11 protein-coding genes are annotated in these 13,300 nt (G+C 63.0%); 7 read left to right on the forward strand and 4 right to left on the reverse strand.

Annotation, left to right across the window (positions count from 1 at the left end; all coding sequences use genetic code 11):
* Positions 1–25: 25 nt before the first annotated feature.
* Complete coding sequence (locus V1278_RS19320) at positions 26–2,686, forward strand: bifunctional diguanylate cyclase/phosphodiesterase (protein WP_442893834.1); 2,661 nt, start codon at positions 26–28, stop codon at positions 2,684–2,686.
* Between the two features lie 6 nt (positions 2,687–2,692).
* Here the strand turns inward: V1278_RS19320 and V1278_RS19325 are convergent, their stop codons facing one another.
* From V1278_RS19325 to V1278_RS19335, 3 genes are all read right to left on the reverse strand, one after another.
* A complete protein-coding gene (locus V1278_RS19325) occupies positions 2,693–5,146 on the reverse strand; it encodes a PAS domain S-box protein (protein WP_442893757.1) in 2,454 nt (817 codons plus the stop codon).
* A 56-nt stretch (positions 5,147–5,202) separates the two neighbouring features.
* Positions 5,203–5,967, reverse strand: a complete 765-nt coding sequence (locus V1278_RS19330; protein WP_334381904.1) for a thermonuclease family protein — start codon at positions 5,965–5,967, stop codon at positions 5,203–5,205.
* A gap of 75 nt (positions 5,968–6,042) precedes the next feature.
* Positions 6,043–6,219, reverse strand: a complete 177-nt coding sequence (locus tag V1278_RS19335; protein WP_334381905.1) for an RNA polymerase sigma factor region1.1 domain-containing protein — start codon at positions 6,217–6,219, stop codon at positions 6,043–6,045.
* A 109-nt stretch (positions 6,220–6,328) separates the two neighbouring features.
* Here V1278_RS19335 and V1278_RS19340 point away from each other — a divergent pair, with 109 nt between their 5' ends.
* From V1278_RS19340 to V1278_RS19360, 5 genes are all read left to right on the forward strand, one after another.
* The gene (locus tag V1278_RS19340; RefSeq protein WP_334363247.1) at positions 6,329–6,538 is read left to right on the forward strand and encodes a hypothetical protein; all 210 of its coding nucleotides are present in this window, start codon (positions 6,329–6,331) and stop codon (positions 6,536–6,538) included.
* Positions 6,539–6,676: 138 nt separating this feature from the next.
* A complete protein-coding gene (locus tag V1278_RS19345) occupies positions 6,677–8,692 on the forward strand; it encodes an acetyl/propionyl/methylcrotonyl-CoA carboxylase subunit alpha (RefSeq protein WP_334381906.1) in 2,016 nt (671 codons plus the stop codon).
* A 109-nt stretch (positions 8,693–8,801) separates the two neighbouring features.
* Positions 8,802–9,671: an isocitrate lyase/PEP mutase family protein gene (locus V1278_RS19350; RefSeq protein ID WP_334381907.1), complete on the forward strand. Its 870-nt coding sequence runs from the start codon at positions 8,802–8,804 to the stop codon at positions 9,669–9,671.
* Positions 9,668–9,967 carry an acylphosphatase gene (locus V1278_RS19355; RefSeq protein ID WP_334363244.1) on the forward strand — a complete coding sequence of 100 codons (300 nt, stop codon included), beginning with the start codon at positions 9,668–9,670 and terminating at the stop codon, positions 9,965–9,967. Before V1278_RS19350 ends, V1278_RS19355 begins: the two co-directional genes overlap by 4 nt.
* Before the next feature lie 133 nt (positions 9,968–10,100).
* Positions 10,101–10,472, forward strand: coding sequence for a nuclear transport factor 2 family protein (locus tag V1278_RS19360; protein ID WP_334381908.1), 372 nt, complete (start codon positions 10,101–10,103; stop codon positions 10,470–10,472).
* 84 nt (positions 10,473–10,556) lie between these two features.
* Here V1278_RS19360 and V1278_RS19365 read toward each other — a convergent pair whose 3' ends face one another.
* The gene (locus V1278_RS19365; RefSeq protein ID WP_334381909.1) at positions 10,557–12,461 is read right to left on the reverse strand and encodes a diguanylate cyclase; all 1,905 of its coding nucleotides are present in this window, start codon (positions 12,459–12,461) and stop codon (positions 10,557–10,559) included.
* 272 nt (positions 12,462–12,733) lie between these two features.
* Here V1278_RS19365 and V1278_RS19370 point away from each other — a divergent pair, with 272 nt between their 5' ends.
* Positions 12,734–13,291: a GbsR/MarR family transcriptional regulator gene (locus tag V1278_RS19370; RefSeq protein ID WP_334368934.1), complete on the forward strand. Its 558-nt coding sequence runs from the start codon at positions 12,734–12,736 to the stop codon at positions 13,289–13,291.
* Positions 13,292–13,300: the final 9 nt, after the last annotated feature.

The raw sequence follows: 13,300 nt of genomic DNA on the forward strand, positions 1-13,300 counted from the left end.
GAGCCAGCCGCTGTTCGGTCGCGGCATGCCGTGGCGGATCAGGCTGGGCGCGATCCAGTGGCTGATCCTGAGTGCTGCGGGGATCGTGATCGCGATCATGCTCGGCACCGGCTATTTCGCCATGCAATACCGCGAGCGGGCGCTGGAAGTCGCCGAGCGCGAACTCAACAACAGCGCGCTCTTGCTGTCACGGCATTTCGACCAGCAACTGAACGATCTCCAGCATGTGCATGAGGACGTCGTATCCGGCATGCGGGCCGACGGGGTCGATACGTCGGAAGAATTCGAACAGAGGATGTCGACCTTGAGCGCGCACGAGATGCTGCGCGGCAAGCTTTCGGCGCTGCCCCATGTCGGCGCGCTGAACCTGTGGAACGTCAAGGGATGGCTGATCAATTCCTCCGAGATGTGGCCGGTCCCCGATCTCAGCATCGCGGACCGTCAGTACTTCAAGGAGTTCACGTCGGGAAAACCGACCACCGATGTGATCGTCGAGCCGGTCGTCAGCAAGGTGACGAGGAACTGGACCACGCTATTTGCGCGCAAGATTGTCGGCCGCAACGGCGAGATCATCGGATTTGCCAGCCGCGGCGTCGAACCGTCGCATTTCGAGGCCTTCGTCGGATCGCTGGAGCTCAACAGCGATACCGCGATCTCGATGATTCACCGCAACGGCACCATCATTGCCCGCTATCCGAAGGACGACAGCGTGATCGGCTTCAATGTCGCCGGAAGCGAAGCCTTTCGGCGCGCGCTGGCCGTGGATGGCAACATATCCGGGCGCTTCACCAGCGCGAGGCTGGCGGAAGACAAGGTCGGCGCGGTCAAGTCGCTCATGCACTTCCCGATCCTGATCGTGGCGACCACCCGAACGGAGGCTGCGTTGGCCGACTGGCGGGCGCAGACCAGGCTGCAATTTTTCGCGGCGGCGCTGGCGGTCATCGTCGTGATCGGCATGGTCTTCCTGATCGTGCGTCAGCTCCGCCGCCAGCATGCCGCCGCGCAGCGCAAGCTTTCGGAGAAGAGCCAGCATCTCGACACCGCCATCAACAACATGACGCAAGGGCTGTTGCTGTTCGATTCCTCGGGCCGTCTCGTGATCTGCAACCGGCGCTATATCGATATGTTCGGGCTCTCGCCGGAAGTCGTCAAACCCGGCTGTCATCTGCGCGACCTGATCCGGCACCGTCAGGAACGCGGCTCCTTTCTCGGCGACGTCGACGCCTATTGCGACCGCTTCCTCGATCCCAATGGCAGTCTCGTTCAGGACACCGTGACCTCGACGCCGGATGGGCGCACGATCCGGCTGATCTTCAAGCGCTCGGCGGACGGCGGCTGGGCCGCGACGCTGGAAGACGTCACCGAAGGGCGGCGCGACCAGGCCAGGATCGAACATCTCGCCCATTACGACGCGCTGACCAATCTGCCGAACCGCACCCTGTTCCAGCGCCATGCGGAGGGACTGCTGCTGGAAACCGAGGGCCAGGAATTCGCGATCCTCTATATCGACATCGACGAGTTCAAACGCATCAACGACACGCTGGGACATCTGATCGGGGACGAGTTCCTGAAGGGCGTGGCGGAGCGGTTGCGCCAGTCGGTCGGCGCTGAGGATTTCATCGCCCGCCTGGGCGGGGACGAATTCGCTATCCTTCAGCACGGCATCGAGAGCGCCGAGGACGTTCACGCGCTGGTCGCGCGGATCTATCAGGCGCTGCGTACCCCGTTCGACTGCCATGGCCATCAGCTTTCCAGCGATGCGAGCATCGGCATCGCGATTGCCCCGCGCGACGGCTCGGACCTTTTCGATCTCCTGAAGAACGCCGATCTCGCGATGTATGCGGCGAAGGCCGCCGGCCGCAGGACCTATCGCTTCTTCGATCCGGAGATGGAGCAGCAGGCCAATCATCGCCGCGAACTGGAGGCAGACTTGCGCGAGGCGCTGGTGCAGGGCGGGTTCGAACTGCACTATCAGCCGCAGGTCGATCTGCGCGGCGATTGCGTCACCGGCTGCGAGGCGCTATTGCGCTGGCGGCATCCGGTGCGCGGCATGATCTCGCCCGCCGATTTCGTGCCGGTCGCCGAGGAGACCGGCCTGATCGAGGAGATCGGGCAGTGGGTGTTGCGCACCGCCTGTGCCGAAGCCGCCGCCTGGCCAGCCCATGTCCGAATCGCCGTCAACGTTTCGCCGATCCAGTTCCGGTCGGAAACGCTGTCGGTGAAAGTCGCGGCTGTCCTTGCCGAGACCGGACTCGATCCGCGCCGGCTGGAGCTGGAGATCACGGAAGCCGTCCTGATGGCGGACGATGACGCCGCGCTCGCGGCGCTGAACCAGCTCCGCGCGCTCGGCATTCACATCGCACTCGACGATTTCGGCACCGGCTATTCTTCGCTGCAATATCTGCAGCGCTTCCCGTTCGACAAGATCAAGATCGACCGCTCCTTCGTCAAGGAAGTGACGCGCAATTCCTCGTCGGCCTCGATCATCCGCGCGGTGGTCGGCATCGCCGCCGACCGCAATATGATCACGACTGCCGAAGGCGTCGAGACGTTGCAGCAGCGCGAGACCGTGCAGAGTCTCGGATGCACGCAGATGCAGGGCTATCTGTTCAGCGTCGCGCGCCCTGCGCAGGAAATCCGCGCGCTCCTGGCATCGGGGGAGGCCGGCGTCGACGCCGCGGCGTGAGCTTCCCTAGCGGCGCGCCTCGGAAATCGCCTTCCTGAGAATTCGCGACAGCAGTTCCACCGAATAGGGTTTCTGGATCAGCTCGAAGCCGCGGTGGGCGCTCTCCGCCAGCACGTTGCTGTAGCCGCTGGTCAGGACCACGGGCAGGCCGGGATAGCGTTCGCGCACGATGCCGGCGAGCTCGACGCCGTTCATCCCGGGCATGATGACGTCGGAAAACACCAGGTCGGCGGAAAACTCGTCCTCGGCCAGGATTGCGAGCGCGGCGTCCGCGCTGGCGACGCGGCGCACGGTGTAGCCGAGATCTTCCAACAGTTCGGTGGAGAACTGGCCGACGTCGTCATTGTCCTCGACGACGAGGACGCGGTAGCCGCGGCCGCGGGCAGCAGGCTCGCTGGCGGTCGCGGCGGCTTCGCTCGTATCGGCCGGCACCGCGGCCTGCGGCAGGTAGATCGTGAACGTCGCGCCCTGGCCGGGCTCACTTGCAACTGCGATATCGCCGTCGGATTGCTTGGCAAAACCGAACGCTTGGCTCAGCCCGAGGCCGGTGCCCTTGCCGACTTCCTTGGTGGTGAAGAACGGCTCGAAGATCGTCTCGAGCAGGGCAGGGGCAATGCCGCAGCCGGTGTCGGTCACGGTGATGGCGACGAAGTCGCCGCGGCGGGCGGGCTGGGCACGCAGCGGCGGAATCGCATCCACCTTGCGGACCTGAATGGTCAGCCGGCCCTCGCTGTCCATGGCATCGCGGCTGTTGACGGCGAGATTCATCAGCGCGGTTTCGAATTGCGCGACGTCGGCGATTGCGAAGCAATTGAGATCGGCGATTTCGACGTCGATCCTGATCCGGGCACCGACGAGGGGACGGATCAATTGCGCGACTGATTCGACCTGGGTGCCGACGTTGAACACCTGCGGCTTGAGCGGCTGCCTGCGGGCGAACGCCAGCAATTGTCCGGTCAGTTTGGAGGCGCGCTCCACGGTCTCGGCGATCGCGTCGATGTAGCGCCGGCGCCGCTCTTCCGGCAACTCGCGGCGGCGCAGGAAATCGGTTGCGGAGCGGATGATGGTCAACAGGTTGTTGAAATCGTGCGCCACGCCGCCGGTCAACTGTCCGACCGCTTCCATCTTCTGCGACTGGCGAAGCGCTTCCTCGCCCTGGCGGCGCTCGGTGACGTCGATGGCCTCCGGCACTGCCCCGATGACGGTGCCGCGCCGGTCGTGCAGCGGGCGCATCGCGAAATCGAAATAGCGGTCGCCGATCGGCAGGTGCAGCAGCATTTCAATCTTGACCTCTTCGCCCTGCATGACCGTGATGAAGGCGTCGCGGACGGCGTCGCGCATGCCGGGGGTCGTGGCAAACCATGGCGTTTCCCAGAACGGCTGGCCGACCACCGCGCCGGCGTCGGCGTGGATGCCGGCCAACGCCGTCCTGTTGGCATAGAGCACCTCGCCGTGCTGGTTGAGCAACGCCTGATATTGATGGCTGGTCTCGAAGATTGCCCGCATCTGGGCTTCGCTGGATTCGAGCTGCGCCGTCCGCTCGGTGATCCGCATCTCGAGAATTTCGTTCAGCCGGCGCAGATCGTGCTCGGCCTGCTTGGCCGAGGTGACGTCGTGGGCAACGCCGATGAAGCCGATGTGCTTGCCGGTCGGATCCCAGCGCGGCTGGGATTCCGAGCGCAGCCACCGCCATTCGCCGTCGGCGCGCTGATAGCGGGCCTCCAGCACGAACGGCTTGAGCGATGCTTCGCCTGCGACGGATTCCTGGACGACGCGCGCCGCGTCGTCCGGATGCAGCCTTTTGCGCCAGTCGAACACGATGGCTTCCTCGAACGGCAGTCCAAGGAAATCGACATAGGCCTGGTTGGCGAAGGAACGCGTGCGGTCGAGCTTGGTGACCCAGATCGGGACCGGCGCGCTGTTGGCGATCAGGCGGAAGCGCTCCTCGCTTTCGCGCAAGGTTGCCTGCGCCAGCATCTGATCGGTGACGTCGCAATCGGCGCCGACGAGGCGCAGCGCGCGGCCGTCGGCCTCGCGCTCGATCTTGGCGACGACGCGGATCCAGCGGACCGCGCCGTCGTTCGGCCGCACGATGCGGTATTCGGCCGAGTAATCCTCGCTCTGGCTTTTCAATACGCCGAACAGGTGCTGGACCGTTCGCTCGCGATCCTCGGGATGGATTCGACTGACCCATTCCTCATAGGTCTCGTTGGCCGCCTCGGGCGGCAGCCCGTGAACGATAAGATATTCGGGGGAGCGGCGGTTCTTGACGCCGTCACGGAAATCGATTTCGAGACCACCGACGCCGGCGATGCGCTGGATACGCGCCAGCTCCGCTTCGCGCTCCTGCAAAGCACGATGGGCTCTGTCGCGCTCGCTTGCGATTTCCTGCAGATATTGCCGCAAGCGCTCGGCGGCGGCAGCTTCAGGCAGGAGGTTCGTGGTGTCGGAAGGTGTCATGCGTGCCGGCAACCTCTGGCGGCACTTTCACACAAGAGCCGGCGCGTTAGCCAGCCTCATTTGCTCTTGGTGGTTGACCGGCAGTTATAGGCCCTGCGGAACCCGGCGGCCTGCGCATCTTCCTCGGAACAGAACCAGCGATCCGGCTTGGTCAGTCCCGGATAGGAGCGGCATGCCTGCAGGTGGTAGATGCCAAGGTTCCCGGTGACGCGCGCGCGCACCGCGTACCTCCCCTTGATGTTGCAATTCGCCGGCATCACGAGATCCTCGGGGAACAGCGCCTCGCGGATTTCGCGGTCGCGATCGACGCGGCACGCGGCGCCGAGCAAGGGAGCGTCTTTCTTCCCGGCGCGGAACTCGCGCGGCGCGACGAAGCAGCCTTTCCAGAGTCCCTGGCGGTCGTCCTTGGCGCGGGCCTCGTCCACCTGGAAGCGACCGCTGGCGGAGACTTCGACATTCAGTGCAAAGCCGTTGCGGACAAGGAGTTGGCTCAAACTGGTCGTGTCGCCCTCGATCTTGCACACGCCGATGCGCCGTTTCTTGTAAGTAGGATCGGGACCCAGATCGTCGCAGCGAACCTGTTTGCCGCCGATCAACTTGGTCAGTTGATCGCGCGCCTCAATCCCGCAGGTCCAGCTATCGGCATTCTGATCGATGCAGAGTTGATCAACGGTGGGCGCATCGATGCCGTCGAGCCGGTAGGTAATGTTGCCGAGCTGAAGCGAGCTGCCATCTCGAATGGTGGCCGTTGCGGCCAAACTCTGGCTGGCCGGAAGGGCGATCGACAGCAACGCCGCAACCAGAAAAATTCGTGACCGCATCTGTTTCACTTTAAATAGATTTCGCACCGATGCGTTCTAGCACATGCTGGCGTCAAGGAACCAAGCGCGGCGGCCTTACGCCTCTCTGACGTTTATTCCTCGGACGCTCAAGGCCTCGAAGAGAGCTTCGATGATTTCGGCCTCAAGCCTGTCGGCAGATGACGGCACGAGCTCGTCAATTTGGTCAAACGTGATGAACCCGTATTGGTCGCCAATTTCAATCGCTCTTCTGATGATCGCTGATAAATCCATTTGATCGTCCTCTCGATATCGAAGCTCCTACTAAAGGGGATGAGAGCACCATTGACTTCACAAGAACAAAATAAGAACATGGGGCCCTCGCTCAACACGGAATATTGCCATGTCGTCCTCTTCACAGCCGAAGTCCGAAGAGAACGACGAGCTGGAAGCCGCTGTAGATCAGGCGATTTCTGCCTGTGGTGGGGATATGAGGGCGACGATCCGCGCGTTGATCGTGGCCAACGACTATCTGGAATCCGAGGTCGGCGAGCTGATGAAAGCGGTATCCCATGCCTATGCGCGGGGCCGCTTCAACTCCTATTCCGGCTGAATTAGCGCCGGGCGGCGCCGCGAAGCCGGTACGAGACCGTTGCCTCCATCGATTTTTGCTGTACGACGGGTGTGTTACCCGCGTCCCGCATGTCTCGTTGCGGGGGAGGATCCCGCCCAAAGCTCAAGCAAGAAGAACATGTTCAAGAGAATTCTGATCGCAAATCGCGGCGAGATCGCCTGCCGGGTCATCAAGACTGCGCGCCGAATGGGGATCGAGACGGTCGCGGTGTATTCCGAAGCGGACCGCGATGCGCTCCACGTCGAAATGGCGGATAAGGCCGTGCTGATCGGCCCGCCGGCGGCGGCCGAGAGCTATCTGTTGATCGAACGGATCATCGACGCCTGCCGCAAGACCGGCGCAGAGGCCGTGCATCCCGGTTATGGCTTTCTTTCCGAGCGCGAGGCGTTTCCGCGCGAGCTCGCCAAGGCGGGTATCGTCTTCATCGGCCCCAATCCCGGCGCCATTGCCGCGATGGGCGACAAGATCGAATCCAAGAAGGCCGCCGCGAAGGCAAAAGTCTCGACCGTGCCGGGACATCTCGGTGTGATCGAGGACGAAAAGCACGCGGTGAAGATCGCCGACGAGATCGGCTACCCCGTGATGATCAAGGCCTCCGCCGGCGGCGGCGGCAAGGGCATGCGGATCGCGTACTCGAAGAAGGAAGTCGTCGAGGGCTTCAATCTCGCCAAGGCGGAAGCGAAATCCTCGTTCGGCGACGACCGCGTCTTCATCGAAAAGTTCATCGTCGATCCCCGCCACATCGAAATACAGGTGCTCGGCGACAAGCATGGCAATGTGATCCATCTTGGCGAGCGCGAATGCTCGATCCAGCGCCGTAACCAGAAGGTCATCGAGGAAGCGCCGTCGCCGCTGCTCGACGAAACCACCCGCCGCAGGATGGGTGAGCAGGCAGTGGCACTGGCGAAGGCGGTGAATTACGATTCGGCCGGCACCGTCGAATTCGTCGCCGGCCAGGATAAGAGCTTTTACTTCCTGGAGATGAACACCCGTCTGCAGGTCGAGCATCCCGTCACCGAACTGGTCACGGGCATCGACCTGGTCGAGCAGATGATCAGGGTCGCGGCCGGCGAGAAGCTTTCCATCACTCAGAAGGACGTCACGCTGACCGGCTGGGCCGTGGAATCGCGCGTCTATGCCGAGGATCCCTTCCGCAACTTCCTGCCGTCGATCGGCCGGCTGGTGAAATACCGGCCGCCGGCGGAAGCGAGCCAGGACGGCGTTACCATCCGCAACGACACCGGTGTGCAGGAGGGCGGCGAGATCTCGATCCATTACGATCCGATGATTGCCAAGCTCGTGACGCACGCGCCGTCACGAGCCGCCGCGATCGAGGCACAGGCCACGGCGCTCGACGCGTTCTACGTCGACGGCATCCGTCACAACATTCCGTTCCTGTCGGCGCTGATGAACCATCCGCGCTGGCGCGAAGGCAAGCTTTCCACCGGCTTCATATCAGAGGAATTTCCAAAAGGGTTTTCGGCGCGTCCGCCGGAAGGCGAGATCGCGCGGCGGCTGGCCGCCGTGGGTGCCGCGATCGATCACGTGCTCGGCGAGCGCAAGCGCCAGATTTCCGGTCAGTTGACCGGCCGCCTGGTGCAGCGTGAACGCCGCCGCGCGGTGTGGCTCGACCGCGACGAAATCGCGCTCGATGTGGCGCGGGAGGCCGACGGCATCGCGGTGCGTTTCATCGGCGCCGACGGTCTGCCCGGCAATCCGCACAACCTGATCTCGGCCTGGACGCCGGGCGAGCCGGTCTGGCACGGCACCATCGACGGCCACTTGGTCGCGATGCAGGTGCGCGCGATCCCGAACGGCTTCCGCCTCGCGCATCAGGGCTTTGAAGTTGCAGTCAACGTTTTCACTGAAAGCGAAGCTGCCGCCGCGCGGCTGATGCCGGTGAACTCGGCGGCCGACACCGGCAAGAAGCTGCTGTGCCCGATGCCCGGGCTCGTGGTGTCGATTGCGGTCGCCGAAGGGCAGGAGGTCAAGTCCGGCGAGACATTGGCCGTGGTCGAGGCGATGAAGATGCAGAACGTGTTGCGCGCCGAACGCGACGGCACCGTGAAGAAGATCCATGCCGCGGCCGGCGCCACACTGGCGGTGGACGCGTTGATTTTGGAGTTTGCGTAGACGAAACTCCCGTCATTGCGAGCGCAGCGAAGCAATCCATCGTGCGGCAAAGGAAGTATGGATTGCTTCGTCGCTGCGCTCCTCGCAATGACGAATGAGGAGCCTCCTGATGTCTTTCCGCAAACGCCGCGAAGCTCTGCGTTCCATCCTCGGCAGCTTCACCTGCATCCGCCCGGGATCGGTCTATGATGCGACCTCGATCCGCATTGCGGAAGACCTCGGCTTCGAGCTCGGCATGTTCGGCGGGTCGGTGGCCTCGCTGGCCGTTCTCGGCGATCCCGACATCGCCCTGATCACGTTGACCGAGCTCGCGGAGCAGATGCGCCGGATGTCGCGTGCTTCGACACTGCCGGTATTGGTCGACGCCGACCACGGCTACGGCAATGCGCTCAATGTTCGCCGTACCGTGCATGAACTCGAGGCTGCCGGCGCCGCTGGCCTCACGATTGAGGATACGCTCTTGCCGCAGGCGTTCGGGCAGGCCGGAACGCAATTGATTCCGCTGGAGGAGGGCGTCGGCAAGATGAAGGCCGCGCTCGACGGCCGCAGCGATTCCTCGCTGGTCATCATCGGCCGCACCGGCGCCGTGTCTGTCACCGGCCTTGACGACGCGATCGCGCGGGCGAAAGCGTATGAAGCTACCGGCGTCGATGCGCTGTTCTTCACCGGCATCAAGAGCCGGGGCGAGCTGGAAGCGATTTCCGCCGCGACGAGATTGCCGATCGTGCTCGGTGGTGCGCCCGAGGACATGACGGCGCTGGATTATCTCGCCGGTCAGCGCGTGCGGATCGCGCTGCAGGGCCACGCGCCATTCGCCGCCGCGACGCAGGCCGTCTACCAGACGCTGAAGGCGTTGCGTGAGGGAACCTCGCCGAAAAATTTGAACGGCCTTGCGTCTGCCGAGTTGACCAGCCGGGCCATGCGCGATGCCGAAGTAAAGTCGCGCGCCGGCGCATTTCTCGGGTTGAAGAAAAAATGAGCGATGCAATTCGTCATGTCACGATAAGCGGCCGGGTGCAGGGCGTCGGCTATCGCGCCTGGGTCGATGACACCGCACGGGCACGCGATCTCGAAGGCTGGGTGCGCAACCGCAGGGACGGCCGTGTCGAGGCGTTGTTCGCAGGTCCCGCGGAGCCGGTGACCGCGATGATCTCGGCTTGCCGGCGAGGGCCATCATCGGCCCGGGTCGAGGCGGTACACGACGACGCCGGCAATCCCGAGATGCTGAAGCTGCGGCGGGCAGGGGAGCGGTTCTCGGTGCTCCCGACGATATAACGTCGGTGGCTGTTTGAACCAGGGCCCGTTCGCGGGGGGGCCTCCGACCTTGACCGACCCAGTCGCCAATGGCCTATTCGGAGATCGAACGCATAGAGCAAATATCAACCATCCGACTGGGCGGAGACGGGCGATGGACATTCGATCGACGCTGACGGGTTTATGTGATGCCTTCAACGCGCACGATCTTGATCGCATCATGGCGTTCTTTTCTGACGATTGCGTCCTGGAGATGCCGCGGGGAAGCGAGCCTTGGGGGACTCGTTTCGAGGGCAAACGGAACGTACGGGAAGCGCTGGCAACACGCTTCGAAGGTCTGCCTGACGTCCACTACGGCAACGATGAGCATTTTGTGGATTCGACTGCCGAGACCGGCATCTCAAAATGGACACTCACAGGCACCAGCCGCGAGGGCACGAGAAAGGAGGTCCGAGGTTGTGACTTCTACACGTTTCGCAACGGGAAGGTGATCCGCAAGGACTCCTATTGGAAAATCGTGGAGTAGGGCCGGTGTTGGCTTTTCGCGTCCAGCAGGCGGATATTGAGCGAGCTGCTTTTTGCACAGCTACATGACAGCTCCGCGCCCTGGCTAATGCGTCCGTTCGCCCGGCGCGAACTCGCCGTCGTGCTGGATGGAGGCGCTGTCGACATATTGCAAATCGACTGAGGAATACACGATGCTGCGGTTGCGGCCGAGGCGCTTTGCCTCGTAGAGGGCGATGTCGGCTTCTCCCACCAGCGCGGCCTCGTCGATCGTCGAACGGGTTTTTGCGGCAACGCCTGCACTGATGGTAATGTGGCCTCGGCTCGAGGCCGTGTTCGGAATGCCGAGCGCCCGAACCGTCAGCCGGATGGATTCGGCAACCTTCAAGGCATCGTCTCCCGAGCTGTTCGGCAATACGACGGCGAATTCCTCGCCGCCATAGCGCGCGGACAGGCCTGACGTGTTGTCGGTCGCATTGCCGATGGCTTTTGCAACCGCCTGCAGGCAACGGTCGCCGGCCTGGTGCCCGTAGGTGTCGTTGTAGCCCTTGAAATTGTCGATATCCAACAGCAGCACCGAAATCTCTTCGCAGGCTCCGTATTCGCGCCGCAGGAAGCCATCGAAGGTGCGGCGGTTGGTGAGCCCGGTCAGCCCGTCGGTCGCGGCGAGCTGGGTGAGGCGGCGGTTGAGCTGGGTCAGCTCATCCTCCATCCGCTTCCGTTCAGTCACATCGCGGATGACGCAGAGGAATTCCGTCCGCGCCGGGTCGCTGGTTGCGGAGGCCATCTTGAACTTGCTTTCCACCCACGCCAGCGTCCCGTCGCCCCGATAGTGCCGAAACACGACCGTACTGACGCTATCGGCGCCGTCGAGCCGGATGGTCGCCGCTTTGACGCTGTCCCTGTCGTCGGGATGGACCAGGTCGAAGCATGACTTGCCGACCAGATCTTTTGGACGCAATCCCAGCACCGGCTCGGCCGATCGGGAAACATAGCGGAGCAGGCTGTTGGCATCGATGAGGATGATGATATCGGCGATGTTGTTGGCCAGCAGGCGATAATGCGCCTCGCGCTCGCGCAGCGCGCGCTCCGTCTTGCTGCGGAAGCGGAATTGCAGGGCAACCAACGCCGCCAGCATCAGGATCATGCAGAGCAGAACGCCGGCGACGATGGCGTCGGTCCGCAATCCCTTCCACCATTCGGAAAGCAGCCAGTCTTCCGATATGGCCACGGTGACCACCATCGGGTAGTGCGGTGTCTCCTCATAGCCAAGGTGCTTCACGATGCCGTCGAACGGCGAGATGATCTTGTAGTATCCGACAGAACTTTGCTTGAGATGCTTCCTGAATAGGTCGGTCTTGGAGAGATCCGTGCTCTTGTCCGACTGCGGCCAGCGCATCAGGAGCGCACCATCATTCCGTATCAGGCTGATGCCGCCGTCGGGGCCGAGCTGGAATGTCCGGTAAAAGCTATTGAGGTAATCCTTTTCGATCGCTGCTGCGACGACCCCGCCAAAGCTGCCGTCGAGCTTGGTGATGCGTTTCGAAAGAACGATCATGGAGGGTTGCTCGTCCACACGGGATTGCATCAGTTCGCTGATCCGAAGCGTGTTGTCCGGTTTGTCACGATGGTAGGCGAAATAGCTGCGATCCGAGACGGTATGGCGCGGTGTCTCCGCCAATGACGAATAAGTCCAGTTGCCCTTGGCATCTGTGACGCCGATGCTCCGCAATTGGGGCAGCGTTTTCGCCGTTTCAGCGAGGTATCTGTTGAACCGGTCTGGATCGGGATCCCTGTATTTCAGCAAGTCGACCATCCCGCCCATCGCGATATCGACCGCCTGGATGGTGTGCGAGGCATGCTCGGAAAGCGAATGCGCGAGGTTCTGGATCTCGGAGCGGCCGCTCGCCAGCGCCGCCTTCTTGGCGTCGAGCACCTTCCAGGCCATGACGCCGAGGATGCAGGCGGTCATGACCAGCGCAAAGGCGATGACCAGGGACGTCGATGTCACCCGCCGCAGCGGCCCGCCGGGGTCTGGGGGATTTCGATGGGGCATTCCGTGCCTTGATGCCGCGCCAGACCTCGTTGCTGGCAGCGTGCCAGCGGAGTCTAAGACGCGACCGGTACTGGGCGGTTAACGAGCTGACCGGGAAAACACGGAACTACGAACCCAAGTTCCATTTCGGGAACCAAGACCCTCTTGGAAAGCTCGATGCGCGGATCAGGGTCCTCCAAACCGCAAGGGGCCTTGACAGCCGCACAGTAACGTCAGATATTTCTGTCATGACAGAAAAGACCGACAAAAAGAAACTTCCTGCCGTGGTCGAGCGGTTCATCCTGCACTGGGGTGATATGGGGGACGAGTGGGGCGTCAACCGCTCGGTCAGCCAGATACACGGTCTGCTGTATCTCGCCGAGGCGCCGATGACCGCGGAGGATATCGCCGAGACGCTCGGCATGGCGCGGTCCAACGTGTCCAATTCCATCAAAGAACTGCTGGCCTGGAATTTGATCCGGCGGGTGCCGATTCTCGGCGACCGGCGCGATCATTTTGAGGCGGAAACCGACATCTGGGAAGTGGCGGCGCGGATCGCCGCACGCCGCAAGGAGCGCGAGATCGATCCGGCCATCGATGCGCTGCGTGCCTGCGTTTCCGACGCCGCTGACGATCCGACCATCAGCCCAGTCGCGGCCAAGCGGCTGAAGGAAATGCTGGCTTTCACCGAACTGGTCGACCGCTGGTACGCGCAGATGCTCAACGTGCCGCGGCCGAGGCTGGCCGCGCTGATCAAGCTTGGCGAGAAGATCGTCAGCTTCTTGCCGGCGGGGAAAACCAAATAGGGCAGAGGG

It is taken from the genome of Bradyrhizobium sp. AZCC 1577, assembly GCF_036924575.1.
Taxonomy (GTDB): Bacteria; Pseudomonadota; Alphaproteobacteria; order Rhizobiales; family Xanthobacteraceae; genus Bradyrhizobium.

What these genes read in the sequence shown, in the direction of transcription:
- V1278_RS19330 (WP_334381904.1), bottom strand. Translation starts at nt 5,967, where the DNA reads ATGCGGTCACGAATTTTTCTGGTTGCGGCGTTGCTGTCGATCGCCCTT.
- V1278_RS19325 (WP_442893757.1), bottom strand. Translation starts at nt 5,146, where the DNA reads ATGACACCTTCCGACACCACGAACCTCCTGCCTGAAGCTGCCGCCGCC.
- V1278_RS19350 (WP_334381907.1), top strand. Translation starts at nt 8,802, where the DNA reads ATGTCTTTCCGCAAACGCCGCGAAGCTCTGCGTTCCATCCTCGGCAGC.
- V1278_RS19355 (WP_334363244.1), top strand. Translation starts at nt 9,668, where the DNA reads ATGAGCGATGCAATTCGTCATGTCACGATAAGCGGCCGGGTGCAGGGC.
- V1278_RS19320 (WP_442893834.1), top strand. Translation starts at nt 26, where the DNA reads ATGCCGTGGCGGATCAGGCTGGGCGCGATCCAGTGGCTGATCCTGAGT.
- V1278_RS19335 (WP_334381905.1), bottom strand. Translation starts at nt 6,219, where the DNA reads ATGGATTTATCAGCGATCATCAGAAGAGCGATTGAAATTGGCGACCAA.
- V1278_RS19345 (WP_334381906.1), top strand. Translation starts at nt 6,677, where the DNA reads ATGTTCAAGAGAATTCTGATCGCAAATCGCGGCGAGATCGCCTGCCGG.
- V1278_RS19360 (WP_334381908.1), top strand. Translation starts at nt 10,101, where the DNA reads ATGGACATTCGATCGACGCTGACGGGTTTATGTGATGCCTTCAACGCG.
- V1278_RS19340 (WP_334363247.1), top strand. Translation starts at nt 6,329, where the DNA reads ATGTCGTCCTCTTCACAGCCGAAGTCCGAAGAGAACGACGAGCTGGAA.
- V1278_RS19370 (WP_334368934.1), top strand. Translation starts at nt 12,734, where the DNA reads ATGACAGAAAAGACCGACAAAAAGAAACTTCCTGCCGTGGTCGAGCGG.